The sequence below is a fragment of the Vibrio sp. QJM3NY_35 genome (genome assembly GCF_057785915.1).
Map to the genome: position 1 here is coordinate 377781 of NZ_CM173508.1, position 26663 is coordinate 404443.

21 protein-coding genes, 1 tRNA gene and 2 rRNA genes are annotated in these 26663 nt (G+C 44.8%); 15 read left to right on the forward strand and 9 right to left on the reverse strand.

Annotated elements, in window-relative coordinates; genetic code table 11:
* Positions 1 to 19: 19 nt before the first annotated feature.
* From ugpE to AC3CH3_RS17120, 4 genes are all read left to right on the forward strand, one after another.
* Positions 20 to 862 carry a sn-glycerol-3-phosphate ABC transporter permease UgpE gene (ugpE, locus tag AC3CH3_RS17105; RefSeq protein WP_488538785.1) on the forward strand — a complete coding sequence of 281 codons (843 nt, stop codon included), beginning with the start codon at positions 20 to 22 and terminating at the stop codon, positions 860 to 862.
* Positions 852 to 2162 carry a sn-glycerol-3-phosphate ABC transporter ATP-binding protein UgpC gene (gene ugpC, locus AC3CH3_RS17110; protein WP_488538786.1) on the forward strand — a complete coding sequence of 437 codons (1311 nt, stop codon included), beginning with the start codon at positions 852 to 854 and terminating at the stop codon, positions 2160 to 2162. Before ugpE ends, ugpC begins: the two co-directional genes overlap by 11 nt.
* 56 nt (positions 2163 to 2218) lie before the next feature.
* A complete protein-coding gene (locus tag AC3CH3_RS17115) occupies positions 2219 to 2938 on the forward strand; it encodes a glycerophosphodiester phosphodiesterase family protein (protein WP_488538787.1) in 720 nt (239 codons plus the stop codon).
* A gap of 159 nt (positions 2939 to 3097) precedes the next feature.
* Complete coding sequence (locus tag AC3CH3_RS17120) at positions 3098 to 3835, forward strand: sulfite exporter TauE/SafE family protein (protein ID WP_019824664.1); 738 nt, start codon at positions 3098 to 3100, stop codon at positions 3833 to 3835.
* A gap of 42 nt (positions 3836 to 3877) precedes the next feature.
* On the opposite strand, the gene AC3CH3_RS17125 is transcribed toward AC3CH3_RS17120, so the two are convergent.
* Both AC3CH3_RS17125 and AC3CH3_RS17130 read right to left on the reverse strand, forming a co-directional pair.
* Positions 3878 to 4651 carry a L,D-transpeptidase family protein gene (locus AC3CH3_RS17125; RefSeq protein WP_488538788.1) on the reverse strand — a complete coding sequence of 258 codons (774 nt, stop codon included), beginning with the start codon at positions 4649 to 4651 and terminating at the stop codon, positions 3878 to 3880.
* A gap of 2 nt (positions 4652 to 4653) precedes the next feature.
* Positions 4654 to 5136, reverse strand: coding sequence for a GNAT family N-acetyltransferase (locus tag AC3CH3_RS17130; RefSeq protein ID WP_017064907.1), 483 nt, complete (start codon positions 5134 to 5136; stop codon positions 4654 to 4656).
* 209 nt (positions 5137 to 5345) lie between these two features.
* Between AC3CH3_RS17130 and AC3CH3_RS17135 the strand changes: the two genes are divergently transcribed.
* The 3 genes from AC3CH3_RS17135 to grxB all read left to right on the forward strand — a co-directional run bounded on the left by AC3CH3_RS17135 (position 5346) and on the right by grxB (position 7614).
* Positions 5346 to 6326, forward strand: coding sequence for a Gfo/Idh/MocA family protein (locus AC3CH3_RS17135; RefSeq protein ID WP_488538789.1), 981 nt, complete (start codon positions 5346 to 5348; stop codon positions 6324 to 6326).
* Between the two features lie 163 nt (positions 6327 to 6489).
* Positions 6490 to 6651, forward strand: a complete 162-nt coding sequence (locus tag AC3CH3_RS17140) for a hypothetical protein (protein WP_009846296.1) — start codon at positions 6490 to 6492, stop codon at positions 6649 to 6651.
* Between the two features lie 330 nt (positions 6652 to 6981).
* The gene (gene grxB / locus AC3CH3_RS17145) at positions 6982 to 7614 is read left to right on the forward strand and encodes a glutaredoxin 2 (RefSeq protein WP_488538790.1); all 633 of its coding nucleotides are present in this window, start codon (positions 6982 to 6984) and stop codon (positions 7612 to 7614) included.
* Between the two features lie 162 nt (positions 7615 to 7776).
* Here grxB and ppsR read toward each other — a convergent pair whose 3' ends face one another.
* Positions 7777 to 8610 carry a posphoenolpyruvate synthetase regulatory kinase/phosphorylase PpsR gene (gene ppsR, locus AC3CH3_RS17150; protein ID WP_048661622.1) on the reverse strand — a complete coding sequence of 278 codons (834 nt, stop codon included), beginning with the start codon at positions 8608 to 8610 and terminating at the stop codon, positions 7777 to 7779.
* 178 nt (positions 8611 to 8788) lie between these two features.
* Here ppsR and ppsA point away from each other — a divergent pair, with 178 nt between their 5' ends.
* Positions 8789 to 11161 carry a phosphoenolpyruvate synthase gene (ppsA, locus tag AC3CH3_RS17155; RefSeq protein ID WP_488538791.1) on the forward strand — a complete coding sequence of 791 codons (2373 nt, stop codon included), beginning with the start codon at positions 8789 to 8791 and terminating at the stop codon, positions 11159 to 11161.
* A gap of 115 nt (positions 11162 to 11276) precedes the next feature.
* Here the strand turns inward: ppsA and AC3CH3_RS17160 are convergent, their stop codons facing one another.
* Both AC3CH3_RS17160 and AC3CH3_RS17165 read right to left on the reverse strand, forming a co-directional pair.
* The gene (locus AC3CH3_RS17160) at positions 11277 to 12068 is read right to left on the reverse strand and encodes a hypothetical protein (protein WP_488538792.1); all 792 of its coding nucleotides are present in this window, start codon (positions 12066 to 12068) and stop codon (positions 11277 to 11279) included.
* A 66-nt stretch (positions 12069 to 12134) separates the two neighbouring features.
* A complete protein-coding gene (locus tag AC3CH3_RS17165; protein ID WP_488538793.1) occupies positions 12135 to 13490 on the reverse strand; it encodes a serine hydrolase domain-containing protein in 1356 nt (451 codons plus the stop codon).
* A gap of 92 nt (positions 13491 to 13582) precedes the next feature.
* Between AC3CH3_RS17165 and AC3CH3_RS17170 the strand changes: the two genes are divergently transcribed.
* The 6 genes from AC3CH3_RS17170 (at position 13583) to AC3CH3_RS17195 (ending at position 20571) form a co-directional block, all read left to right on the forward strand.
* On the forward strand, positions 13583 to 14557 hold the full coding sequence (locus AC3CH3_RS17170) for a helix-turn-helix domain-containing protein (RefSeq protein WP_488538794.1): 975 nt from the start codon (positions 13583 to 13585) through the stop codon (positions 14555 to 14557).
* Positions 14558 to 14818: 261 nt separating this feature from the next.
* Positions 14819 to 16153: an MATE family efflux transporter gene (locus tag AC3CH3_RS17175; RefSeq protein WP_488538795.1), complete on the forward strand. Its 1335-nt coding sequence runs from the start codon at positions 14819 to 14821 to the stop codon at positions 16151 to 16153.
* Between the two features lie 500 nt (positions 16154 to 16653).
* On the forward strand, positions 16654 to 17319 hold the full coding sequence (locus AC3CH3_RS17180; RefSeq protein ID WP_019824654.1) for a helix-turn-helix transcriptional regulator: 666 nt from the start codon (positions 16654 to 16656) through the stop codon (positions 17317 to 17319).
* Positions 17320 to 17343: 24 nt separating this feature from the next.
* A complete protein-coding gene (locus AC3CH3_RS17185) occupies positions 17344 to 17727 on the forward strand; it encodes a RidA family protein (protein WP_019824653.1) in 384 nt (127 codons plus the stop codon).
* Positions 17728 to 17764: 37 nt separating this feature from the next.
* Positions 17765 to 19171, forward strand: coding sequence for a cation:dicarboxylate symporter family transporter (locus AC3CH3_RS17190; RefSeq protein WP_017102501.1), 1407 nt, complete (start codon positions 17765 to 17767; stop codon positions 19169 to 19171).
* A 77-nt stretch (positions 19172 to 19248) separates the two neighbouring features.
* Positions 19249 to 20571, forward strand: coding sequence for a CoA-disulfide reductase (locus AC3CH3_RS17195; protein ID WP_019824651.1), 1323 nt, complete (start codon positions 19249 to 19251; stop codon positions 20569 to 20571).
* Between the two features lie 87 nt (positions 20572 to 20658).
* On the opposite strand, the gene AC3CH3_RS17200 is transcribed toward AC3CH3_RS17195, so the two are convergent.
* Positions 20659 to 21513 (reverse strand): glycerophosphodiester phosphodiesterase family protein, encoded by an 855-nt coding sequence (locus AC3CH3_RS17200; RefSeq protein WP_029405604.1) that lies wholly within the window; start codon positions 21511 to 21513, stop codon positions 20659 to 20661.
* On the opposite strand from AC3CH3_RS17200, the gene AC3CH3_RS17205 reads away from it, so the two are divergent.
* Complete coding sequence (locus AC3CH3_RS17205) at positions 21413 to 22996, forward strand: sulfatase-like hydrolase/transferase (RefSeq protein WP_488538796.1); 1584 nt, start codon at positions 21413 to 21415, stop codon at positions 22994 to 22996. The two genes, AC3CH3_RS17200 and AC3CH3_RS17205, sit on opposite strands and share 101 nt — an antisense overlap.
* Before the next feature lie 290 nt (positions 22997 to 23286).
* Here the strand turns inward: AC3CH3_RS17205 and AC3CH3_RS17210 are convergent.
* The 3 genes from AC3CH3_RS17210 to AC3CH3_RS17220 all read right to left on the reverse strand — a co-directional run bounded on the left by AC3CH3_RS17210 (position 23287) and on the right by AC3CH3_RS17220 (position 26544).
* Positions 23287 to 23377, reverse strand: a tRNA-Ser gene (locus tag AC3CH3_RS17210).
* 71 nt (positions 23378 to 23448) lie between these two features.
* Positions 23449 to 23564, reverse strand: a 5S ribosomal RNA gene (gene rrf / locus AC3CH3_RS17215).
* Positions 23565 to 23651: 87 nt separating this feature from the next.
* A 23S ribosomal RNA gene (locus AC3CH3_RS17220) occupies positions 23652 to 26544 on the reverse strand.
* Between the last annotated feature and the right edge of the window lie 119 nt (positions 26545 to 26663).

Below are 26663 nucleotides of genomic sequence, written 5' to 3' on the forward strand. Positions count from 1 at the left end.
AACGCGACAGGAGTTATTTATGAAAAGTAATAAGGTCTCTGACCACCTAATTTTAATTGCTGGGATGCTGTTTATGTTGGTCCCTATTTGGCTAATCTTCGCCAGCTCGACGCATAACCCAAACACCATTATCAGCGAAGGCCTGCAATGGCTTCCAGGCGATAACTTTACGGCCATTTATAGCGAAGCTTGGAACAAAAGCATGGGCTTCAGTGGCGAAGTCACCGCCAGCAAAATGATCGCCAACTCAATGATCATGGGGCTAGGTTTTGCGATCGGTAAGATCATCATTTCAATGATGGCCGCGTATGCTTTGGTCTACTTCAGATTGCCTTATGCTACAGCTTGGTTCTGGTTGATCTTCGTGACGCTTTTACTGCCATTAGAAGTGCGCATTATCCCTTCCTATGAGGTTGTCGCTGGGCTTGGGCTTCTTAATAGCTACACAGGTTTAATTCTGCCTTTGATTGCCTCAGCCACCGCGACGTTCTTTTTTAGGCAGTTCTTCAAAACCATCCCCGATGAATTGCTAGAAGCCGCTCAGCTAGATAACGCAGGTCCGTTTCGATTCTTTGTCGACATCTTACTGCCACTGTCTAAAACCATGATCGCAGCAATCTTCATCATCATGTTTGTGGTGGGTTGGAACCAATATCTGTGGCCAATCATGATGACCACGGACGAAGGCTACAACACGATCGTGATGGGCATCAAACAAGTACTCAACAACATCAATGAAACCAGTTTACCGCGCTACGACTATGTTTTTGCCATGGTGATTTTAGCTATGTTGCCACCCGTTTTAGTGGTGGTTTTATTTCAGCGTTGGTTTGTAAAAGGGCTAGTAGAAAGTGAAAAATAATAACGACACAAATCAAATGAACGATAACCGCATTCAATCACTCGCTGAGTACAAGATGTCTCACCTGCCTTCTCACCAAACTATCCACAAAAATACAGAGGAAACCCCGATGCCAAAGTTAAAACAAACGTTAGGGCACACCCAAGCCACTCACAACCATACGCACAAAGCACCTACCATGTTAGGCATCAAAAACTTGGTAAAGACTTATGAGAATGGTCATCGTGCAGTGAAAGATGTCTCGCTTGATATCGAAAAGGGTGAATTTCTTGTATTGGTTGGCCCATCGGGCTGCGGCAAATCTTCTATCCTACGTTCAATTGCGGGGCTGGAAAGCATCTCTGGCGGTGAGATTCACTTGGGTGGCCGCCGTGTTGATAACGAAAAGCCCGCTCAGCGAGATATCGCAATGGTCTTTCAAAATTACGCACTCTACCCTCACATGACGGTATACAAAAACCTCGCTTATGGTTTAAAGAACCGAGGTGTCAGCCAACACGTGATTGAAGAGAAGATTGAGAAAGTCGCCAAGACACTAAGAATCGAAGAGTACTTAGACCGCAAGCCAGCCAAGCTTTCAGGTGGTCAGCGCCAGCGTGTTGCCATGGGGCGAGCGATCGTTCGCGACCCTCAACTGTTCTTGTTTGATGAGCCTTTGTCTAACCTAGATGCCTCATTGCGCGCACACATGAGATTAGAAATCAAAAAGCTGCAGCGCGAGCTAGGCGTAACCAGTGTTTACGTGACCCACGACCAAGTCGAAGCCATGACACTGGCAGATAGAATTGTGGTTCTCAACAAAGGCCAAATTGAACAAGTCGGCACACCAAGAGAGGTCTACCACCAGCCTGCCAGCACCTTTGTGGCAAGCTTCATTGGCAGCCCCGCGATGAACTTCTTAACTGCCACGCTCGATGATGGCTATCTTGAAATCGGCGATCAACAAATGTATCTGCCAGAGTACGCGCACGTTAAGAACGCGACTATCACGCTTGGCATTCGCCCTGAACACTCTGAGGTTTGTTCCGAATTAAAGATGAACACCTTGCCTCTCGAACTGCGTATCAATGTGGTTGAGCCGTTGGGGCCGAATCAATTGGTTCATGGCCTGGTGAACGACCAACCCTTTATCGCCGTCACGCCAGAAACGACACTATGCCAAGTACTGCCACTCGGATTAAGCATTGATAAATCCAACCTGCATATTTTCGACAGTAGTGGGAAGCGTATTCAACCGAATAACTTTACTTCACAAGAGTCACGCGAAGAGACGACAAGCATAACGACGGCTCTCGCTTAATCGAGTACACTGATATTTAATGCGTTTTTACGGTGCGTCTTTAAGAAGGATTAATTATGTCGTCTATCATCGTAGGTCACCGTGGTGTAGCGGGTACTCACCCAGAAAACACCAAAGCAAGTATTGAACAAGCCGCTAAACTTGGCTTGAAATGGATTGAAGTCGATATTCAGCAAACTCAGGATGATGAGCTTGTCGTTTGCCACGACCACACTCTCGAGCGCTGTAGTGATGGCAAGGGCCGTGTTGATGAACACACATTGGCAGAGCTGCGTCAGCTTGATTTTGGTAGCTGGAAGTCAGAACAGTTCGAAGGAGAAAGAATACTCACACTTAGCGAGTTACTTGAACTTGTTGAAGAACATAACCTCAGCGTTAACCTAGAGATAAAAGTCGATAGCCGACACCAAGCTCCTCATGTCGTTGATCTTCTACACAGCGAGCTGATCCGCTCAAACATAGACACCGATAGAGTGCTGCTTTCAAGTTTCAGCCATGAAGTTGTTGCAGAAATGGCTCGCCACTTACCAAGATTCCGCGTTGGTGTGATCACAGAGCAGCTCTCTCAAGACGATCTTTTGCTTATTGATCAGGTGAAAGCGTTCAGTTGTCATATGAATTACGAAAACGTCAATCAGGATGATCTTGATACGCTTGCCGAAGCAAAGATTCAAACATGGTGCTACACCGTCAATGATCCGTCTAAGTTCAAATTCCTATCCACCGTCGATGCGATATTCACTGATTTTCCAGATAGATTTAGCGCGAAAAATTGACCAAACAAATACCAAAGTAGTAAACGTTTAAGACGGGAAAATTTACCTCGATAAACCTTAAAATTAAGTAGCAAACACAAGTGAGTAGGAGTACATTCCGCTGCTCACTTGGTTTCATTAGCTCGCACTATTTAGGCAGCTTTATTGGTTACTTAATTTATGGATCTCATTTTTAGTCCAACTTTCCCAATTTTGGGTGCAATCTTCATTTTTGCCGCTATCGTTCGTGGCTTCTCAGGTTTCGGTTTCACTTTAGTGGCATTGCCGTTGAGTGCGTTATTCGTACCCGTTATCGAACTGGTTCCTGTTTTCATGCTTATCGACCTATTGGGCAATATCCAATTGCTACCGAAGGTTCGAAAACACGTAAACTGGCGCTGGGTTTCAAAGGTGTTTATCCCTTGTCTAGCCTTCACTCCGGTCGGCTTACTTCTGCTCAAGTCTGTTAGCCAAGATACAATAATTTTGATCATTAGTGCCTTCATTTTTGCGTCTGCACTTATGATCTACAAAGGGTTCCAGTACAAAAGTGAACCTAGATTTGCTCCCTATATTCTGGGCAGCCTTGCGGGTGTAATGAACGGCGCGGCTTCAATGTCAGGGCCTCCGATTGGCACGCATGCATTGGCAAGCCCAGTCGCACCCCACATTGCCAGAGCAGGCCTGATTGCGTTCTTTGTGTTGGCAGATTCCAGTGCGTTTGTATCGGCATCTATCGCGGGGTTAGTCGACCGTGATGTGGTCTGGCTTACTCTAGCACTCCTACCAAGTAGCATGTTTGGCGGCTATGTCGGTTCTAAACTGTTCGAGAGATTTGGCGGAGCGAAGTTCAAACCAGTCACCATTGCCCTGCTCATCGTGATTGCGATATTCAGTGCAGGTCGAGTCTTGCTGTAACTGGCTCTAGCGGTGCTGTTCAGGAAAATTGGGTACCGATACCTACCATTCGATATGGATAGGGGTACCCATTTTTACAAGTTGGAGAAACTCATCCATATCTTGATTGGTTAATGCGATACACCCATCCGTCCAATCAAAGCTTTGAATAAAGCTCGGTGAACGGTGCTCTCCGTTTTTGATGCCATGGATTTTGATGTTCCCTCCAGGATCCAGATCATTTTGCTCTGCCCATTGCATATCCGAAGGTTGCGGGTAATTAATATGTACTGAGCGATAAAAGTCCGACTCTTCCATCACATAATCGAGCTGGTATTTCCCTTCAGGCGTTCGGTTGTCCCCTTCAAAGCGTTTATGCCCTTTCGGTTGTTTGCCTAGCGCAATGCGAAACTCCTGAATTACCTCCTCACCTTTAAGCAGATACATCCTACGTTTCGATTTATCGACTTTAACTAAGGTGACCACTTGCGACAGCAAATCTATCTCAGAAGCGCTATCTGGTACGTTGTAAAACTGTCGAGAGGAACTTTGAGGTGGACGTTTCGATGCCCCTTGAGAAAGCTGAGCAACCTTTTCATCAGAGCGACTGTTAAGAACATCATCGACAATAATCACATGCTTGGAGTTTGAGCTGGTGGAAGAGGTTGAGTTAGATGAAGACGTTGAGACACGTTGAGAATGAGCCGGTGCAGACTCGAATACGATGGTTTCGATAGCGGTCGCGTCAGAAACTATTTTCTCGACCACAACCTGCTCAGCATTCACCTTCGAAGCCATAAACAGTAAACACAGTGATAAAGGCAAAAACAGACGCACCTTTAGATCTCCTCAAAACGCATAGACATGGTTCGTGATTGAGTTTCCATTCCTAAAGACTCATAGAAACCCTGAGCTTGTTGGTTAAACTCCATTACCTCTAACCTAAGTTCTATCGCACCTCTCGCTTGAGCCCATTGATTAAACGACTTCATTAACGCTCGACCAGCACCTTTACTCTGAACCTGGTCGTTCACCACAATCGTATTCACCCTTGCCACCTTGTGCGGCTGAATAAAACTGACGCCTTTGTTCTGCGTTACCTTACCCGCTAAAAAGCCGACGACTTGCTTGTCATCGACTGCAACCAAGAAAGCGCCAAGTGGGTCAAGCATCAAGCCTAACCAATACTCTTCACTGTCGGCCAAACCTTGTGACGCTGGCGCAAATACCATAGGTGCACCAAGATGATGTTGACGGTTTATCTGCTCAGAGAGCGCTAAGATCGCGTTAATATCAGTTACCTTGGCTGTCCGAATTTGCATATCATCACCTTGTTTGAATTCAATAACACCTTAGCAAAAATGGCTTAGTTGTGCACCGTTACACTGGTCGACTCAGATGCTCTGTGAAGGCAGGTTATTAATATTAGGCACTAAGTTTGGGGTAATTGTTCCGCAAATCTCAGGCACATTGCCAGCCTTTGAGTGCTACTATCTCTGCAGAATCAATACACTAACGACTGGATACCTCTATGATTAAGTTCGCTGTAATTGGAACCAATTGGATTACACAAAAATTCGTTCAAGCTGCACATGAATCACAATCGATGCAGTTGGCTGCGGTTTATTCACGAAACCTAGAGAGCGCTGCACAATTCGCACAAGAATTTGGTGTTGAAAACACCTACGATTCACTCGATGCCTTAGCCAATGACAGCACGGTCGAAGCTGTGTACATCGCTTCACCAAACTCACTGCACTGCGAACAGTCCATCTTCATGATGGAGCACGGTAAACACGTTATCTGTGAAAAGCCGGTTGCATCAAACATTGATGAAGCAACACGCATGTTCGAAGTGGCTGAGAAAAACGGTGTGGTGTTGTTTGAGGCGTATAAATCTCAATTCCTACCAAACTTTAAGCAAGTTCAACTCGGCCTAGAAAAAATCGGCAAGGTACACAAAGCGCACATCAACTACTGTCAGTATTCATCGCGTTACCAGAAATACCTGAACGGCGAGAACCCGAACACTTTCAATCCAGCTTTCTCGAACGGCTCATTAGTTGATATTGGCTTCTACTGTGTAGCTGCAACGGTTGCTCTGTTCGGTAAGCCTGAAAATGCTCAAGCTTCTGCAAAGTTGCTTGATTCAGGAGTGGATGCGCATGGCTGCGCGATCTTCCAGTACCCTGAGTTTGACGTAACCCTAGCGCACTCTAAAGTCAGCGACTCTTATGCGCCAAGCGAGATCCAAGGTGAACAGGGAGCGATCATTATCGATCACATCGCAGAGTGCACCGACGTTAAGATCCGCTACCGTGATGGCAGCATTGAAAGTCTCACTCAAGCACAAAGCGAAAACTCAATGAGCTACGAAGCACAAGCCTTTGGAGGTTGCATTGAGGGTGATAAAGAAACTCAAGCTCAAGCCAAACTTCGCGCTTTAACCGTTGCCAAGTTAATTACAGAGATGCGCCAGCAAGTTGGTGTCGTTTATCCAGTCGATAAATAACATCACCATTAGGTTAACCAGCTGATTTTTAACAAATACCGATTTATACATAACTAAATTTAATCTTTACGACAAACAACCGGATTAGTCGATTAGGGTACCATCTGTTTAAATCCGCGTTCGATATCTATCGTATTAATTTAATTTATTGAAGGTGTGTAAAGTGTTTTCAGTTGATGATCGCGTTGTAGCAACAAAAGGTGTTGAGCTAGGTGAAATGGTTGTAATTGGCCTAAGTGCTGGTGGCGGCTACGTTCACGTTACAACAGTAGAAGGCGCAATAATGACGCTTACTTACCCTGCAAAAGACCTTAAAAAAGCATAGTTTAACCACTCCGCTCTTTTAGTAGTCACTCTGCTAAAGGTAACAAAATTGAGGCCTTGGCTGATTTCACTCTTCTGCATTAGAGTGAACAGCCAGGGCCTTTTTTATGCCTGCAATTCCTTAACAGCCTTCCCGTTACTTTACTCGTTGCAGTAAAACCGAATCCAACAGACAATAGAATCAATCAAAAAGTATGTACACCAAGTACTTATTGTCTGTTGATGCCTACGGTTTATAGATGCTTAGCGTTTATTGACGCTTAGTATTCGCAAGACTTTCTGGTACATTAGCATTATCTTATATTTATAATGACCTGAACTGAGGGAAGCTATGAAGCTTTATATTTACGACCACTGCCCTTTCTGTGCAAGAGTAGCCTACATTGCTCAATCTCTAGGCTTGGACATCGAGCTTGTCTCTGTCGATTATGATGACGCCCAAACGCTTATCGATCTGATCGGTAAAAAGATGGTGCCTGTATTACAAAAAGACGACGGTTCTATCATGGCTGAGAGCCTAGATATCATCGCGTACTTTATGGACTTAAAATCAAGTGACGAGCAACGTGTACCATCAGAGCAAGTCACTGTGTTCCAAACTCGCGCATTCCCACTAAGCCAGCGCATCGGTTTGCCACGTTGGTGGAAACTGGATCTTGCTGAATACCAATCACCAGCAAGCAAAGAAGCGTGGCGCGCAGCCAAAGAAACCGAAGAACTAAACTTCGATAAGCTGATTGAGCAAACGCCGCAGTTTGTTGAACAGATTAACCCGCTTCTGAAAGATGCAGAGCTACCTCTGAACCTAGAAAATGGTGAGTCGTCACTGCCTCTTATCGACCAAGCGGTGTACTTCTCTATGTTGCGCGGTTTCTGCGTAGAGCCAAGCCTCACATGGCCACCAGCGCTAGAACGTTGGTTAGAAAAGCAAAGCGAAACGCTTAAGCTCTCTTTACTTCGCTAAAAACTGTCTTTGATTCGCTAGCGCGATTACAACGAGCACAAACAAAAAATCGAAGCTCTCAGGTACTGCCCTGCTAGCTTCGATGTTCTTTTAGCTGCCCATTATTTCGATCTGACTAAGCCTTTTTTTACGCCAAGCTCTTGTTACACCAAGATCTTGTTACTACAACAGGCGCCTTCTCAAACCAGTTCGCTCTAAGATTCGTGTCGAGATCTCTTCAACCGATAATGAAGACGTGTTGATGTAAGGTATCGCTTCACGACGGAACATCGCCTCTACTGTTTGTAGCTCATACAAACATTGCGAATCACTCGCGTATTCACTGCCCGCTAAACGGTTCTCACGAATCTCCGTCAGCCTTTCTGCGTCAATGGTTAAGCCAAACAACTTATGTCGGTAAATCTCAAACTCAGGCAGCAGCTTCAAGCGTGCTAAATCGTCATGGATGAATGGATAGTTCGCTACACGCAAACCAAACTGCATCGCCATATACAAGCTTGTTGGTGTCTTACCGCTTCGAGATACACCTAACAAGATGATGTCGGCTTCTTCCAGCCCTTTAAGCGTGATGCCATCATCGTGTGCGAGTGTGTATTCAATCGCAGCAATACGGTCGAAATACTTAACCGAGTCTTTGTTCACACTGCGTGAACGTTGCAGTTTAGGCACAGGAGCCATCTGAATATCATCCTGAACCTTCTGAACGATACTTTCCAACACGTCATAACAGTGTGCTGGCGCTTCAAGCAGCTTAGCCTTGATATCTGGAATCACGATTGAAAAGAACACCAATGGTTCGACTCCATTATCGCGATACGAAATTTCGATCTCTTTTAATAAATCAGAAAGTTTGTCCTCACTTTCCACAAACGGAAAGGTTTTTTCATTGGCTTTGAAAGGGAATTGACCTAGAACAACATGTCCTAAAGTCTCACATGTTATGGCCGTTCCATCAGAAACATAGAATACATCACGACTTTGAATATCAATTTGCATTTTTTATTTAATGTTTAAAATTATTTTGAGTAGGATGGGAACCATAATATATATAACAAAACCCTGCTGACTATTACGTCCCCCACAGCTTTAAAAAATAATTTACATTTTTTTAAACTGATACGTAATCGTTTGCCTTTAAATCCCTACAATGCTCGCTATGTTTCTGGAGAAATAAATGCAAAATAATACCCTATGGTTCAATGGCCTATCCATGGAAGATGTCGACAAAGTCGGCGGTAAGAACGCCTCACTGGGCGAGATGGTTTCTAACCTGTCCAATGCTGGTGTTTCTGTACCTAATGGTTTTGCTACCACCTCTTATGCGTTTAACGACTTTCTTGATTACAAAGGTCTTGATGAGCGCATTCACCAACTACTTGATGAACTTGATGTTGAAGACGTTGACGCACTGCGTAAGACAGGTGCAACGATTCGACAATGGGTTCTAGATGCACCCTTCCCAGAGTCACTAGAGCAAGACATCCGTGAGAACTACCGCGAGCTAATTGAAGACAACGAAGAATTGTCTGTAGCGGTTCGTTCATCGGCAACCGCAGAAGATCTTCCAGATGCTTCTTTCGCAGGCCAGCAAGAAACCTTCCTTAACGTAAAAGGCATCAACGCTGTACTCGAAGCAACCAAGCACGTTTACGCGTCACTGTTTAACGACCGCGCTATCTCTTACCGTGTACACCAAGGCTTTGACCACCGTGGCATTTCATTGTCTGCGGGTATTCAACGCATGGTTCGTTCAGACAAAGCCTCTTCAGGAGTGATGTTCACACTTGATACAGAGTCTGGCTTCGACCAAGTGGTGTTCATCACTTCTTCTTGGGGTCTTGGCGAAATGGTGGTACAGGGCGCTGTGAACCCAGACGAGTTCTACGTTCACAAGCCAATGCTAGAAGCGGGTCACTACCCTATCGTTAAGAAGACGTTTGGTTCTAAGTTGATCAAGATGATCTACTCAACCAACCAAGAGATCGGTAAGCAAGTCGACATCATTGATACGGATGAGCAAGAGCGTAATCAGTTCTCACTGAACGACGAAGAGATCAAAGAGCTGGCAAAACAAGCGATGATCATCGAAAAGCACTACCAACGTCCGATGGACATTGAGTGGGCGAAAGATGGCATCGATGGCAAGCTTTACATTGTTCAAGCTCGCCCAGAGACGGTATGTTCTCAAAGCGACCAAAACGTTATCGAGCGTTACGAGCTGAACAACAAGGCCGATGTGCTAGTTGAAGGCCGTGCGATCGGTCAACGTATCGGCTCTGGTCCTGTTCGCTTGGTTGATTCACTAGACCAAATGTCACTGGTTCAAGAAGGCGACGTACTGGTAACAGACATGACAGACCCTGACTGGGAACCTGTGATGAAGAAAGCCTCTGCGATTGTTACAAACCGTGGCGGTCGTACTTGTCACGCAGCAATCATCGCTCGTGAGCTAGGTATTCCAGCAATCGTTGGTTGTGGTACAGCAACAAGCAGCCTAAACGATGGCGATACCGTGACAGTGTCATGTTCAGAAGGCGAAACAGGCTACGTTTACAACGGCGAACTTGACTTCGAGATCAAACGTTCTGAAGTTGATGAGCTACCAATGCTGCCAACCAAAGTAATGATGAACGTGGGTAACCCAGATCGCGCATTCGACTTTGCACAGATTCCAAACGAAGGTGTTGGCCTTGCTCGTCTTGAATTCATCATCAACAAGATGATCGGTATTCACCCGAAAGCCCTATTGAACTTCGATGCACAAACTGACGAGCTAAAAGCAGAAATCAGCGAACGTATTCGCGGCTACAAAGATCCTATCGACTTCTACGTAAGCAAGCTAACAGAAGGCATCGCGACTATCGCGTCTGCATTCTGGCCTAAGCGTGTGATCGTACGTATGTCTGACTTTAAGTCGAATGAGTATAGCAACCTTGTAGGCGGCAAAACGTTTGAACCGCATGAAGAGAACCCAATGCTAGGCTTCCGTGGTGCATCTCGTTACATCTCACCAGTATTCGAAGACTGTTTCGAGCTAGAAACTCAAGCGATCAAACGCGTTCGCAACGAAATGGGCCTTAAGAACGTTGAAATCATGATCCCATTCGTTCGTACTCCAAGCGAAGCGGCATCGGTTATCGACATTCTGGCTAAATTCGACCTTCGCCGTGGCGACCAAGGTCTGAAAGTGATCATGATGTGTGAGCTACCATCTAACGCAATCTTGGCTGATGAGTTCTTGAAGTACTTCGATGGCTTCTCTATCGGCTCAAACGACATGACGCAACTGACACTTGGCCTCGACCGAGATTCAGGCGATGTGGCACACCTCTTCGATGAGCGTAACCCAGCCGTGAAAGCAATGCTGAAAATGGCGATCGATGCTGCAACCAAAGCGGGTAAATACGTGGGTATTTGTGGCCAAGGCCCATCAGACCATGACGACCTAGCAGAGTGGTTAATGGAGCAAGGCATCAGCTCTGTTTCACTAAACCCGGATACGGTTATCGATACGTGGTTGAAGCTAGGTAACGTTGCCAATAAATAAGTAAATAAATAAGTAAATAAGTAAATAAGCAACGCTTCACGCGGTACCTAAACGACCAAAGCCAGTCACGTTGACTGGCTTTTTTAGGTTCTTTGCAAATTAGCTGGCTAAAGCGCTAGAAGTAGTATCTCACACCAACCCAAGCCTCGGTTTGCCAACCATTCGGCATTGACACACCTTTCACATCAACATCCGCTTTGGTAATGTCATAGCGCGTATTCAACCACCAAGTTCTTGCAGTGTTCATCGGCACATTTAACGATGTTTTAAATGAGAAGTTTTGCATGTCGATATCATCACCAGAAAGATCCTGCCACTCAGGGACTAAAGACACATAAGCGCCAGAGTCACCGAGATGCTTCGCGGTAATCAAACCAAGCGAGTATCCCGTTAAATCATCTTTAGATGAAGTGACGCCAGGGATCTCCATGCTACCTGTCATCAGCCCTGCTCTTGGAAACACAAGGAATCCACCGGTATAAGCTGGATTAATCGCAACAACACCGCCAACCGACAATAAGTCATTTTTAATACTGTTACGCGTATTAATATAATCTAAAGAAAGACCCACTTTAGGCGTAGCTTTCGTCCCCGTTTCAAAGACATGGAAGTACTGGATTCTAGAGTTACTATACTCTGTACCGAATTTGTCTGGATCGCGAAGCGCTGTGTTGCTTTCATCGACAAACGTCCCTTCAGCCAGTAGGGCAAACTGTTGACCGTTTTCTAAACCGCCAGAAACTTGCCCTTGAAATTGGATATCTGAACTACCATTAAACATCAATGCAGCTTGAGTATAAACTTTAGTGACATCAGCAGGATCGATAACACGTTCGGAATCAGAATCGGCATGAGCAGGAAGGGCTAGACCTAAACTCAACGGGATTAATAGAGCAAACTTTTTCATTATATCTCTCGAAAGTCGTTTGCTTCCTCCTTGAAGCCTGGAACATCCTGTTAGGCAATAAATAGATTACTTGTCAGCAAGTAGTTTTGCTGCTGAACGCATTAGTGCAGGGCCTTTATTCTCACCAAAACCTGAGTGGTAAGGGTTGGTTGAGAACATCACACCTACAAAGTCACGTTCCGGATCGATGTAAATGAACTGGCCAAGGTTGCCACTTTTTGACATCGCACCGTCATTGAACACATAGTCGAATTGGTATGCGTTGTAGTCCGCTTTTTCGTTGTATGCGTGCAGTGAACTGCTCTCTTTGCTAGTACCTACGAATGCTTTTGGATCACCGCCGTTGCGGATACGATCAATCACAACTTGTGACACCACTGGCTCATCAGCCACCGCTTTCCAGCTAGGTGTAAATAGTGTTCCCCAGCGCGCCATGTCTTCTACAGTTGATGAAACCAAGCCAACCGCGATCGCCATGCCATCCGGTGTTAAGTTGAATTGCATTGGTTGACGTGCGTGCACTTTTGACCAAACACGATCTTCGAACACTTGAGTCCAGGTTTTGTTTTCAACGTTTTCAACTAACTTAGTCAGCACCATGGTGTTGATAGATGCGTAACGGAAGTGGTCACCTGCTTGTTCACCTTCCAGTTTCTGTGCACCTTGAGCCACTTCCATCCAAGTTTCCATTTCACCCGTTTTTGCACGAGGTGAGTTGAACGATGCAGCAAAGAAACGCACCACATCAGAGTCTGGGTTCAAGATAGACTCTAATGTCTCTTCATTGTCTAGAGCGGTCGACATGTTCAGAACTTGGTGTACTGTGATGCCATCCCAGTTCGTTCCTTTCAATTCAGAAACATACTCAGCGATCTCTTTTTCAGGGTCGACTTTACCCTCTTCCACTAACATCGCGATCACAGTGCCAACCGTGGTTTTTGCTGTGGATGCCCAAACGTGCGTATCTGTCGGCTTCATACCTGGGTAAGCTTCGTAAACGATCTCCCCTTTGTGAATCAACATAAAGCCTTGGGTACGGAACTGTTCATCCGCCAAGTACTCATCCATTGTCAACTGACCTTTGCTTTCAGTATTAACTTTGAGTGCAGCGAGTCGTGGGTCGATATTTTTGACTAAAGGCTTGTACTCTTCGTTTGGAGCCGCCAGTGCCGTTGGTAGAAACTCACTCATGTGCATGTTGTAGTAAACGCTGTGGTCGCCGCCCATTTGCCAATGAAAGTTATTGAATAACTCACGAGCAGAATCAGTAAAACTTGGGGTAAATGCTGTGCTCGCCTCTTTCACGGTCAAGGTAACTTGAGCACCTTCAACTTTCAGAGCTTCTTCAACTGGGTTTGCTGCAAGAGCAAATGATGATGCGGTTGCTAACGATACTAGAACGGCAATGTGTTTAAGTTTCATAATTGTTCTCCTGTTTGGGTTAGGAGAAGTATAGGGAGATGCGCTACACTTAATTAGGTCACTTGGTGACATTTAATGGTAGGCACAAAACAATGAAAGCATCATCGAACACCACCAGCATATTGCTCACTTCGACCAGTAACATTGCTCCATATATTCAGTATTGTGACAAACATAGACTGGATTGGCGCACCGTCGCCGATGCGTGCGGTCTACCCATTGAGCTAACACAATCCAATCAATGGCTTCCTACACAAGACGTGATTCGCTTCATTCACGGCCTTGAGCGGAAGTTTGGTTATTCGATAGGGATTGAGGTTGGACGTAGGGCCTCTCTAGAGCAATTATCACCTGAGCTAGACCGAAAAATTGATCAATGCACTTCACTAGAGCAAGCTGTACGCTGCTTGATTACTGAAATATCGACCTTAAGTAATCACGTCACCATATGGACGGAAAAAAGCGATGGGTTGTGGTGGCTGTGTCATCGAAGTTGCTATCACCCATCAACCTCAGGTTTTGAACAAGCCGAATGGTTTCGCGCCCTGACGGTGATTAGCCTATGCCGTAAGTTCATTGACAGTCGCTGGCAACCATCACACGCCAAGTTGGTCTCTAAGCACAACAGCGCACGTAAATTACCTAAGCATTTCTTTGATTCTGATATTCAGTTTGAAGAGCAATACGGTGCGTTCTCGATTCCGCTGCCCGATGATTATCGTGCCATTTCAGAACGAAATAGTACCCAAGATTGGCATCACGCTGTCGAGACATTAATAGACACCTATGCGACTCTACCTTGGTTCAATATTGAGTGGTTTGCGACCATGCTCGGCATGACAAAACGAACGCTGCAGAGAAACCTGAAGAGCAAAAACATTCTCTTTAAAGAAGCCAAAGAACAAGTTCGGGAGGCTAAGGCAAAACAGCTACTTGAAAAGACCGACCTTTCTGTTCAAGACATCAGTTGGCAAGTAGGTTACAGCGACTTAAGTAATTTCAATCGCGCATTCAAAGGTTGGGTTGGAGTCACACCACCAAGTTATCGGGATAAAGCGAAACATTAGAAATAGTCGAATGGAAAACCTTTAGACCCAATCCGCAATATAAAACTCAGAAACAAGATACGACACCTTAAATTTCAATAAGCGAGCGCATAAAGTTGCATTGCACAATGCCCACATACCGATGAAACTGTGCAAAGGTAATATCGATAGATTTAATGACATTTATTGGTATCGAGCTAACGTTACGTTATCCTTTACGCAATTCTTCATTGAGTGGATTGTCACTACGACAAACCTACCTTCAAGACTGATAAGAGTGTTATGAATTCTACGACCGCAACTCCCTCGCCTTCTCTTGGCCGACAACTCTATACAATGACATGGCCAATGCTGTTTGGGGTGCTCTCCCTGATGAGCTTCCAACTTGTAGATAGTGCTTTTATTGGCCAGTTAGGCGTACTGCCGCTCGCGGTTCAAGGCTTCACGCTACCAATTCAGATGATCATTATCGGGATTCAAGTCGGACTAGGCATCGCGACAACGGCTGTGATCGCGAGAGCTATTGGGGCTAACGAGATACGCTATGCCAAACAGCTCGGCGGATTAGTCGTTGCGATGGGCAGTGTGAGTGTCGCGCTGTTCTCGGTCATCATCTATCTGTTGCGTGGTCCTATTTTACAACTCCTCGATGCACCACCGACGGTACTGCCGATCATTGATTCTTACTGGCTCTATTGGCTGGTAAGCTCTTGGACAGGCGCACTGCTCTACTTTTTCTACAGTGTGTGTCGTGCCAATGGTAATACCATGCTGCCCGGTTCGATGATGATCGCGACCAGCATCATCAACTTGATATTGGACCCGATTTTCATATTCACGCTCGACATGGGCATCAACGGAGCCGCGATTGCGACCATCTTGGCGTTCGGTGCGGGTATCTTTATCGTTGCTCCTAAGGTGACGAAGAAGCATTGGATTACATTCGACTGGCACGATCTTGATATCGGCAAGAGTGTTCGTTCAATCGGTAACATCATGGGACCTGCCATGATCAGTCAATTGCTACCACCCATTTCATCAATGTTCGCAACCAAGCTACTTGCTGGCTATGGGACTGCAGCCGTTGCAGCTTGGGCGTTGGGTTCTCGTTTTGAGTTTTTCTCCATTGTTGCCGTGTTAGCACTGACTATGTCGATGCCTCCAATGATTGGCCGCATGTTAGGAGAGAACAACCTCGAAAACATACGCAAGCTCGTTAAGATTGCAGTGATATTCGTATTGAGTTTCCAGTTGGTGGTAGCGTTAGTAACTTGGTTGTTTTCAGGCGGACTGGCAAACCTAATGACCAGTGAAAGCGAAGTCTCAACGATTTTGAACTACCACTTACTTATCGTTCCTATCAGTTTAGGGCCTTTGGGTATCTGTATGTTGATGGTTTCTATCTCTAACGCTTTAGGCAAGTCTTATACTGCCTTGACGATATCAGCACTCCGCCTGTTTGCTTTCTTCTTACCTTGCCTATGGGTTGGCTCTCAGCTTGCTGGCATTGAAGGCTTATTCTGGGGTGCCATGGTAGGTAATGTACTTGCCGGCACTTGTGCATGGTTTATGTACCAACGCGCTCTTGGGCAAGTAGAAGCCAAGCTAGCCAAATAGGTAATTGAACAGCTAGAGCGTTACGAACGAAAAAGCAGCCACTTAGGCTGCTTTTTTAATACCTAAGTTCTAATTTACATCCCTCCGATGAACCTCTTTCACGAATATAGCCTCTCTAACCCAACCTTGCTTTCAATTGAACAAAATTCCAATCAACCGTCATCTCATTCTCAGAGCGAATGCTTAATCCACACTCATCTAAAACATCAATCAATCCAATTCTAAGCGCCCTTTAGAACTTGTCCTAGATCATCAAAACATTCAATAACGCAACCTTTGGTTTTAAATATGTAAATCTTGATGAAGTTTAAGAAATTAAACCTGATTTACCTATTTCGAGTGATCACGTTCAAATTTCGTTCGTGATTTAGCTCTAAAACTTACGATTTGTTGATGTTTTAGACGTTTACGTCAGGTTTACAGAAGTTTACTGCGTATTGTGGAAATACCACCAAAGGAGTAGATTTCAGTCATTGAGTTCAAAAATGTAAACCGAAATCATGAATGTAAAACAAGTTCGATTCACCGATGAAGACAGAGAATGCTTAAGCAATTACTTCCGCTTAGCAGACACAATTGCCGATTTGATTGGTCCCTACTGTGAAGTAGTCATCCATTCCTTTGAGAGCTTAGAAAACTCAGTCGTGAAGATCGTCAATGGTCATCATACGGGGCGTGAAATTGGTTCACCGATCACCGATTTAGGTTTACGCATGTGGAGTGCATTCGAGAAGACTGGCGAAGTTTCTCCAAAGAGTTATTTCACCAATGCAGCAGACGGATCCCTACTGAAATCGACTACCTGCGTATTGGCTGGTCCACAACAAAAGCCGATTGGCATGCTGTGTATCAACATGAACTTATCTTTCCCATTCCCAGAAATCGTCAAAACACTGATGCCGCAGTGCAATGTGCCGCAAGCCATTGTCAGCGAAACATTCAGCAACAATGCAAACGACGTGATTCAACAAGCATTGAGTTCAGCAGTTAACGAGGTTGACCAAGACGAGTCGGTTTCTTCCAAAGGTCGCAATAAAGCCATCATTCGTTGTTTATTTGATAACGGCGTATTTGAGCTAAAAGAGACGACTACACAAGTATCAGAGCAACTTGGGATCAGCCGACAGGCGGTTTACAAGTTTATCCGTGAATTTAAATCAGAATAAAACCAATAATTTAGGAGTTACATCGTGAAACAGATCATTGCCACTGAACAAGCACCTGCAGCTATCGGCCCTTACTCACAAGGTACGTCTTACGGCGACATAGTTTATACATCAGGTCAATTACCTCTCGTTCCAGAAACCATGCAGTTTGTTGAGGGCGGCATCAAAGAGCAGGCTCGTCAGTCGCTAGAAAACTTAAAAGCTGTACTAGAAGCGAGTAATGCGGGACTGGACACAGTGCTTAAGACAACCTGCTTCCTATCTGACATGGAGAACTTCGTTGCCTTTAACGAAGTGTACACAGAAGTGTTTGGTACAGAAAACGCACCAGCTCGCTCTTGTGTTGAAGCAGCACGACTACCAAAAGACGCACTGGTTGAAGTTGAAGCCATCGCATACAAAAAATAACCGACTTAGGTATTAATGGGTATCATAGGAGATTCTCATGAGCGTTTCATTTATCGCATTAAGCGTACTGTTCTTTGGGTTCTACGCACTGCTGTCGAACTTCAAAAAGCAAAAGAAAAGTTTTAACTTCCGCGTACTGAGTGCGCTTGCTGCTGGCTTGTTGTTCGGTGGCGCAATTCAACTTGTTTTCGGTGTCGGCAACGTTGCGACCTCTGGCTTTGCTGAACTGATTTCAGTGTTCGGTAAAGGCTACATCAAACTTCTACAAATGATTGTTATCCCACTTGTGTTTGTGGCGATGATCTCTTCGATCATGAACGTGGAAGGCGGCGGCGCGCTATCTCGTATCGCACCAAAAATCATCGGTATTCTACTTTTCACTTGTGCAATCTCAGCAGCCGTTGGTATCGCAAGTATTTACCTATTTGGTATCGATGCGAACGCACTAGTAAGCACAATTGGCACAAACAGTGCGATTGAAGCTCGCGGTGATTCACTGGTAGCAACACAAGACGCAATGGCGAGCAGTGGTCTGTCAGGTATGGCTCTGTCTATCATTCCAACCAACATCTTTGACATGCTAACGGGTTCTCAACGTACTTCTACGCTATCAACTGTACTGTTCGGTATGTTCCTTGGTTACTGTATCCTTCAAGTGAAAAACCGTAAGCCTGAAAAAGTGCAAAACTTCGTTGATTTTATCAACTCTGCAAAAGAAGTGGTGCTTTCAATGGTTCGTGAAATTCTGAAGCTAACGCCTTACGGTGTGTTCGCTCTGATGACCACGTTCATGATGACAAACGACCTGTTCGCACTTGCAGAGATGGGCCGCTTCCTTCTAGCAAGCTACGTTGCAATTGGCGTTATGTTCGGCATCCACTTCGTGATGGTGTCAATGTTCGGTCTTTCTCCTGCTAAGTTCATGAAGAAAATCTGGCCAGTATTGGTGTTCGGCTTCGGTTCTCGTTCAAGCATGGCAGCTATCCCGCTAAACGTTGAAACACAAACTCAACGCCTAGGTGTAGACGAAGAAACAGCAAACATGTCAGCAACATTTGGTACCAGTATCGGTCAAAACGGTTGTGCAGGTATCTACCCAGCTATGCTAGCAATCATGGCGGCACAAGTAATGGGCATGCCTGTAGACTTGAGCTTCATCCTACAACTGATCGCTGTTATCGCAATTGCTTCATTCGGTATCGCAGGGGTCGGTGGTGGTGCAACGTTCGCAGCAGTAGCGGTACTGACCATCATGGGTCTAGACATCACAGTAGTCGCGATTCTAGTGTCTATCGAAGCGTTAATTGACATGGCTCGTACAGCGCTAAACATCTCAGGCTCTATGTTGTCAGGCGTTCTTACAGCGAAGAAGAATGGCTCATTGGATACTGAACAATACGACGCTGACGTTACAGCGACAGTATCAAAAGAAGCAGCAGTATAATTCTCAAACTTAATTAAGAGCACTCCACGTGAGTGCTCTTCTGTTTTTCCTGAGTTCAGGTTATTTAGGTAGTAAATATGAAAGTTGTTGTTATAGGCGGTAGCGCCGCGGGTATGAGTTTCGCAGCAAAGTACAAACGTAATCAGCCATCAGACGAAGTCATCGTTCTAGATAAGCGTAGCTACATCTCTTTCGGAGCCTGTGGCTTACCTTACTTTGCAGGCGGCATGTTTGATGACACCGAACGAATGATTTCTCGTACACCAGAGCAAGCCATCAAATCTGGTTTAGATGTACGTGTAGAAACGGAAATGGTGTCGTTCGACCGCACTGAAAAACAGATTACGGTGCGTCACCAAAACGTAGAGAGCACTATCGATTACGATATGTTGGTGATTGCGACAGGCGCACGTCCAATTGTGCCTTCATTCGGTGAATTCAATCCAGAACACGTATACACACTAACAAGTATGGAAGATGGCTTGGCGGTTAAGGAAGCGCTAAAGGATAGTAACAAGCAGCGTGTGTGTGTTATTGGGGCTGGCTTTATAGGGCTGGAAGTCTTTGATGCAGCACATGGCTTGGATAAGCACGTGACGATTATCGAACGTGAGCAACACATCATGAGCCGTCAGTTCAGCCCTGAGATCATTGAAGTGGTTGAAGGTGCAATTCGTGAATCCGGTGCAGAGCTAAAAACCGGTTGCAGCGTGTCTGCGATTCGCGATGCCGAGCAAGGTGGTTACATCGTAGAAACAGATAACGGCAATGTAGAAGCTGATATCGTTATCCTGTCACTCGGTTTCAAACCAAATACTGAAGCATTCGAACTACCAAAAGCTGCAAACGGCGCTCTGTTGGTGAATGAATATGGTGCCACTGAAGATGCTTACATCCATGCTGTCGGCGACTGTGCCGTTGTCCATCATATGGCACTAGGCAAACCCGTTTATGTTCCTCTAGCAACTACTGCCAACAAGCAAGCACGCATGATGGCAGACAAGCTAGCAGGTAAAGATACTTATATGTCGGGCTTCTTGGGTTCATCTTGTTTGAAAGTGCTCGATTACGAACTGGCATGTACTGGCGTGAATGAACTTCTGGCGAAAGAACACAGCTTGGATGTGAAAGTATCAACGATTTCAGATAAGAACCAAACCGATTACTACCCAGGCCAAGAAGACATTAAGGTGAAGTTGGTTTATCACCCGGAGACCAAGGTTCTTCTAGGTGGTGAGATCGTAGGTAAGAAAGGAGCGGTTGGCCGTATTAACGCACTAGCGGTAGCTATAACCGCTAAAATGACCACACAAGAATTAGGCTACATGGATTTCTGTTACGCCCCCCCATTTTCACGTACATGGGATGCTCTGAACGTGGCAGGTAACGTCGCTAAGTAAGCGAGCTAGTTGTACTAGTCCCAAAGAATATTCATTTCAACATCAAAGCAGAGCGATTAAGCTCTGCTTTTTAGATAACCTACGATCTTATAGTTCATCTGATGGAAGAACAAAGTCGACATATAACGCAAAATTTCCGATTCCAGAAGCTTTAATACCATCCAAGTCTAAATCATTTGTCGAATAGATCATGGAAGAAACCCCCATGTTGCTTAGTTCTATCGCCTTCTTATACTCACTCCCAAGCGAGCCAAGGTTATCACCCCGATACGTCACAGCCCTAATTTTATTTAAATCAATCCACTCAAGAATAAATGGTGTATTTAGATCTATATTTAATGCGACGTTATTAAAACCTAACTCTATTGCTTCATTATATTTATCTATACTGAACACTTCGATAATAGATTTATCTTTATCTATTATATTTTTTGAAAGCAAGGCAAGATTTTTTATTTTATCCGTAACTAATACAACCTCATTCTCACTTAAAATTTCAATCGCCTCTGAAATATTTAAAGTGTGATAATTATCGTTAATTGTTTTTAACTCAAACTCTTCTGAAGCAATAGGACCATTTTTATTAGAATTAGTCATCATATGGAAAGAGTTCCAGTCATGAACAGCGACGATCTTTCCATCCGACGATACAAGAAGATCTAGCTCTATCATCTTAAAACCACTTTCTATCGACTTCTCTACAGCCTCTAAGGAGTTTGTATATTTAAAACCATCGATTCCCCCGCCGGCATGTGCAATCAAACTGCCTGAATTAACGATAATATTGGAGATATTATTGTGCGTATTTGGATATGCCTTTACGTTGCCTCTCCATACATCAATGACTACACTCATCGAAGGGCCGATAAAAAAAGCTACCCAAGAACATATGAGAACTAGACAAAATATTGATATTAAGACTCTGATTCCTTTAAGTATCATGACATTTTACCTGTTGAGAACTGGGGCTGATGATAATGTATGGTTTACCCTGTCAATATTGAGTTTAAACATGTTATTTATAGCAACTATAATAGCATTTGTCGGTAATAGATTTGTATTTCTTCTTCTCACGGTAATAATGACTTTCGACTTCTACTTAAGGTTAAACTCTCTCAGCTTAGATTTAGGTGTCTTAGGTTCGGTTTTAGAGTCTAATCGAGGTGAAGCACTTGAACATATAAAAATCATTAGCGTCATAACATATGTAAAGATTACTATATTTTCCATTCTACTTTTTTTATCATTTAACATTACCTTAGGAAAGGTTGGTAAGTCATTTTCATTAATTATGTTAATATTATTTTCCAGCATATTAATCACAAAATTTTATAGCTTACATGATAATAAAAAGACGACATACCTTAATAAAGAATACTTAAAAACAATCCATCATGAAGTGTGGTTTAGTTTTTTAGGACTAATTACAGTTATTAAACCTATTTCTTTATATTATGAACTATCTCTTCTCGAAGGAGGAAAATCAATAATCTCTTCAAAATGGGAGAACGTCCATACAAATAAGATATTAAAGGATATTTATATCGTAAATATTGGTGAATCTGTTATTAAAAATTACTACCCATCGTATAACGAAGAGAATGGAAAGATAAAAGGAGCGGCCATATTTAATGGTGTTATTTCCCCATCCGTTGTTACATATTTTTCAGTTCCTCGAATATTATCAAAGAGCCTAGATGTAAACAGGCATGATAAAGGCTTAAATGTGATAGATCTTGCTAATGATGCTGGAATGAAAACTTATTGGATATCAAATCAAGCTAAGATCGGGCAATACGAGACACAGGTATCCGCAATCGCGAGTAGGGCTCATTACCAATATTATAAAAATACGTCTTATGATAAAGCTGAACCCGATAATATTCTCCTACCAGAAGTGATCAAGGCGATTCGTGAAGAAACTAATAAACCGAAAGTCATTTTCATTCATACCATGGGGTCACACTATGACTTTTGTAAGAGATTTGATGAGGAGGTTTCACTAAAACCCTCAGATAACAAATACCTAGAATGCTATTCAAAATCAGTGGCTTATGGCGTGGCTTTTATAGAGAAGCTTAGAGACTTACTCACGATGCATGATAAAACATATAAAATCATTTATTTTTCGGATCATGGCCTAACGTCTGTAAACGTTCCACCGTATCTAATTCACGGTACTGGCTCACATTTTTCTAGGCAGGCAGTAGAAGTACCTTTCATAGCAATGAGTAATGACCCACAAGAAACGAAAATACATTCGGTCAAATACAATCTGAGAGACTTTTCAGACACATTTGCACAATGGATAGGAATATCTTCAGAACAGACAGAGCAAAACAAAAGTATCTTCAATACCAAGTACACAGGAAAAGAGTACGACTCAGTGCTAACAAGTGAGTTTAAGATAAAAAAAATCGACTAAGCGAACAACTGGCACAGAAGGTTCTGAACACCATAAAGTTACTTAGTAAGCAACCTTCTCCGCACATCAAGTTGTCTCTTATTTATCACTATGTAAGCTGATATCAGCTCGATTTTACTTATCCAAGAGCTTCATTAACTTTGTTAGCAAACAGCCTAATGAGATGATTTAGGAAGCTCTGACAGTATCCGCAAGTGAATTAAGTGCGTGTGTAAATATTTGGATGATACATAATGATTTGAAACAGATAAGAAAAAAGCCCGCTGATTTCTCAGCGGGCTTTTCAAAGGTGGTGGAGGGATAGGGATTTGAACCCTAGAACCGCTATTAACGGTTGCCGGTTTTCAAGACCGGTGCTTTCGACCACTCAGCCATCCCTCCAACAAATTGTCATCAACAGATTTGTACACTGTAGATGTTGTTACATGTATACACAGGTAACGATATTTAAAGCCTGGCGATGTCCTACTCTCACATGGGGAAACCCCACACTACCATCGGCGCTATTGTGTTTCACTTCTGAGTTCGGCATGGAATCAGGTGGGTCCACAATGCTATGGTCGCCAAGCAAATTTTAAAATTCGGAAAGCTGTTAAATTCTCTTCAAACTCATTCAAGGTCTGTCTTTGAGTCCACAAAACCCCTTGGGTGTTGTATGGTTAAGCCTCACGGGCAATTAGTACAGGTTAGCTCAATGCCTCGCAGCACTTACACACCCTGCCTATCAACGTCGTAGTCTACGACAACCCTTTAGGACACTTATAGTGCCAGGGAAAACTCATCTCAAGGCTCGCTTCCCGCTTAGATGCTTTCAGCGGTTATCGATTCCGAACTTAGCTACCGGGCAATGCCATTGGCATGACAACCCGAACACCAGAGGTTCGTCCACTCCGGTCCTCTCGTACTAGGAGCAGCCCCTTTCAATTTTCCAACGCCCACGGCAGATAGGGACCGAACTGTCTCACGACGTTCTAAACCCAGCTCGCGTACCACTTTAAATGGCGAACAGCCATACCCTTGGGACCGACTTCAGCCCCAGGATGTGATGAGCCGACATCGAGGTGCCAAACACCGCCGTCGATATGAACTCTTGGGCGGTATCAGCCTGTTATCCCCGGAGTACCTTTTATCCGTTGAGCGATGGCCCTTCCATTCAGAACCACCGGATCACTATGACCTGCTTTCGCACCTGCTCGAATTGTCATTCTCGCAGTCAAGCGGGCTTATGCCATTGCACTAACCACACGATGTCCAACCGTGTTTAGCCCACCTTCGTGCTCCTCCGTTACTCTTTGGGAGGAGACCGCCCCAGTCAAACTACCCACCAGGCACTGTCCGTAATCCCGATTCAGGGACCAACGTTAGAACATCAAAACTACAAGGGTGGTATTTCAAGGACGACTCCACCACATCTAGCGACGCGGTTTCATAGTCTCCCACCTATCCTACACATGTAGGTTCAATGTTCAGTGCCAAGCTGTAGTAAAGGTTCACGGGGTCTTTCCGTCTAGCCGCGGGTACACTGCATCTTCACAGCGATTTCAATTTCACTGAGTCTCGGGTGGAGACAGCGTGGCCATCATTACGCCATTCGTGCAGGTCGGAACTTACCCGACAAGGAATTTCGCTACCTTAGGACCGTTATAGTTACGGCCGCCGTTTACCGGGGCTTCGATCAAGAGCTTCGACCGAAGTCTAACCCCATCAATTAACCTTCCGGCACCGGGCAGGCGTCACACCGTATACGTCATCTTACGATTTTGCACAGTGCTGTGTTTTTAATAAACAGTTGCAGCCACCTGGTATCTGCGACTCTCGTCTGCTCCATCCGCAAGGGACTTCACTGATAAGAGCGTACCTTCTCCCGAAGTTACGGTACCATTTTGCCTAGTTCCTTCACCCGAGTTCTCTCAAGCGCCTTGGTATTCTCTACCCGACCACCTGTGTCGGTTTGGGGTACGATTCCTTACAATCTGAAGCTTAGAGGCTTTTCCTGGAAGCATGGCATCAATGACTTCACTACCGTAGTAGCTCGACATCGTATCTCAGCGTTAAGAAAGTCCGGATTTACCTAAACTTTCCGCCTACGTACTTGAACCTGGACAACCGTCGCCAGGCCCACCTAGCCTTCTCCGTCCCCCCATCGCAATTGTAAGAAGTACGGGAATATTAACCCGTTTCCCATCGACTACGCCTTTCGGCCTCGCCTTAGGAGTCGACTTACCCTGCCCCGATTAACGTTGGACAGGAACCCTTGGTCTTCCGGCGAGGGAGTTTTTCACTCCCTTTATCGTTACTCATGTCAGCATTCGCACTTCTGATACCTCCAGCAGCCCTTACAGACCACCTTCAACGGCTTACAGAACGCTCCCCTACCCCACATACCCTAAGGTACGTAGCCGCAGCTTCGGTGTATAGCTTAGCCCCGTTACATCTTCCGCGCAGGCCGACTCGACCAGTGAGCTATTACGCTTTCTTTAAATGATGGCTGCTTCTAAGCCAACATCCTGGCTGTCTGAGCCTTCCCACATCGTTTCCCACTTAGCTATACTTTGGGACCTTAGCTGGCGGTCTGGGTTGTTTCCCTCTCCACGACGGACGTTAGCACCCGCCGTGTGTCTCCCGGATAGTACTTACTGGTATTCGGAGTTTGCAAAGGGTTGGTAAGTCGGGATGACCCCCTAGCCTTAACAGTGCTCTACCCCCAGTAGTATTCGTCCGAGGCGCTACCTAAATAGCTTTCGGGGAGAACCAGCTATCTCCAGGTTTGATTGGCCTTTCACCCCTAGCCACAAGTCATCCGCTAATTTTTCAACATTAGTCGGTTCGGTCCTCCAGTTGATGTTACTCAACCTTCAACCTGCCCATGGCTAGATCACCTGGTTTCGGGTCTAATCCTAGCAACTGTACGCCCAGTTAAGACTCGGTTTCCCTACGGCTCCCCTAAACGGTTAACCTTGCTACTAAAATTAAGTCGCTGACCCATTATACAAAAGGTACGCAGTCACACCACGAAGGTGCTCCTACTGCTTGTACGTACACGGTTTCAGGTTCTATTTCACTCCCCTCACAGGGGTTCTTTTCGCCTTTCCCTCACGGTACTGGTTCACTATCGGTCAGTCAGTAGTATTTAGCCTTGGAGGATGGTCCCCCCATATTCAGACAGGATATCACGTGTCCCGCCCTACTCGATTTCACTGATTATGATGTGTCGGTTACGGGGCTATCACCCTTTATTGCGAGACTTTCCAGACTCTTCACCTGCATCATTAAAAGCTTAAGGGCTAATCCAATTTCGCTCGCCGCTACTTTCGGAATCTCGGTTGATTTCTCTTCCTCGGGGTACTTAGATGTTTCAGTTCCCCCGGTTTGCCTCCTGCTGCTATGTATTCACAACAGGATACTTACTTATGTAAGTGGGTTTCCCCATTCAGGAATCCCAGACTCAAAAGGTTATTACTACCTAATCTGGGCTTATCGCAAGTTATTACGCCTTTCATCGCCTCTGACTGCCAAGGCATCCACCGTGTACGCTTAGTCACTTAACCATACAACCCGAAAGGGTTTCTGTTTTACTTTCGCTTTTGAAAAGCGAAAACAAACTAGTATGGCAACTAACCAAGGTTTTTGGTTGTCATCAAGAAGGGTTAATTCCTGATAACTGTTT

Coding starts and splice junctions, on each gene's coding strand:
- ugpE (WP_488538785.1), top strand. CDS start 20: ATGAAAAGTAATAAGGTCTCTGACCACCTAATTTTAATTGCTGGGATG.
- AC3CH3_RS17115 (WP_488538787.1), top strand. CDS start 2,219: ATGTCGTCTATCATCGTAGGTCACCGTGGTGTAGCGGGTACTCACCCA.
- AC3CH3_RS17120 (WP_019824664.1), top strand. CDS start 3,098: ATGGATCTCATTTTTAGTCCAACTTTCCCAATTTTGGGTGCAATCTTC.
- AC3CH3_RS17130 (WP_017064907.1), bottom strand. CDS start 5,136: ATGCAAATTCGGACAGCCAAGGTAACTGATATTAACGCGATCTTAGCG.
- AC3CH3_RS17135 (WP_488538789.1), top strand. CDS start 5,346: ATGATTAAGTTCGCTGTAATTGGAACCAATTGGATTACACAAAAATTC.
- grxB (WP_488538790.1), top strand. CDS start 6,982: ATGAAGCTTTATATTTACGACCACTGCCCTTTCTGTGCAAGAGTAGCC.
- ppsR (WP_048661622.1), bottom strand. CDS start 8,610: ATGCAAATTGATATTCAAAGTCGTGATGTATTCTATGTTTCTGATGGA.
- ppsA (WP_488538791.1), top strand. CDS start 8,789: ATGCAAAATAATACCCTATGGTTCAATGGCCTATCCATGGAAGATGTC.
- AC3CH3_RS17160 (WP_488538792.1), bottom strand. CDS start 12,068: ATGAAAAAGTTTGCTCTATTAATCCCGTTGAGTTTAGGTCTAGCCCTT.
- AC3CH3_RS17165 (WP_488538793.1), bottom strand. CDS start 13,490: ATGAAACTTAAACACATTGCCGTTCTAGTATCGTTAGCAACCGCATCA.
- AC3CH3_RS17170 (WP_488538794.1), top strand. CDS start 13,583: ATGAAAGCATCATCGAACACCACCAGCATATTGCTCACTTCGACCAGT.
- AC3CH3_RS17175 (WP_488538795.1), top strand. CDS start 14,819: ATGAATTCTACGACCGCAACTCCCTCGCCTTCTCTTGGCCGACAACTC.
- AC3CH3_RS17180 (WP_019824654.1), top strand. CDS start 16,654: ATGAATGTAAAACAAGTTCGATTCACCGATGAAGACAGAGAATGCTTA.
- AC3CH3_RS17190 (WP_017102501.1), top strand. CDS start 17,765: ATGAGCGTTTCATTTATCGCATTAAGCGTACTGTTCTTTGGGTTCTAC.
- AC3CH3_RS17195 (WP_019824651.1), top strand. CDS start 19,249: ATGAAAGTTGTTGTTATAGGCGGTAGCGCCGCGGGTATGAGTTTCGCA.
- AC3CH3_RS17205 (WP_488538796.1), top strand. CDS start 21,413: ATGACTACACTCATCGAAGGGCCGATAAAAAAAGCTACCCAAGAACAT.
- AC3CH3_RS17200 (WP_029405604.1), bottom strand. CDS start 21,513: ATGATACTTAAAGGAATCAGAGTCTTAATATCAATATTTTGTCTAGTT.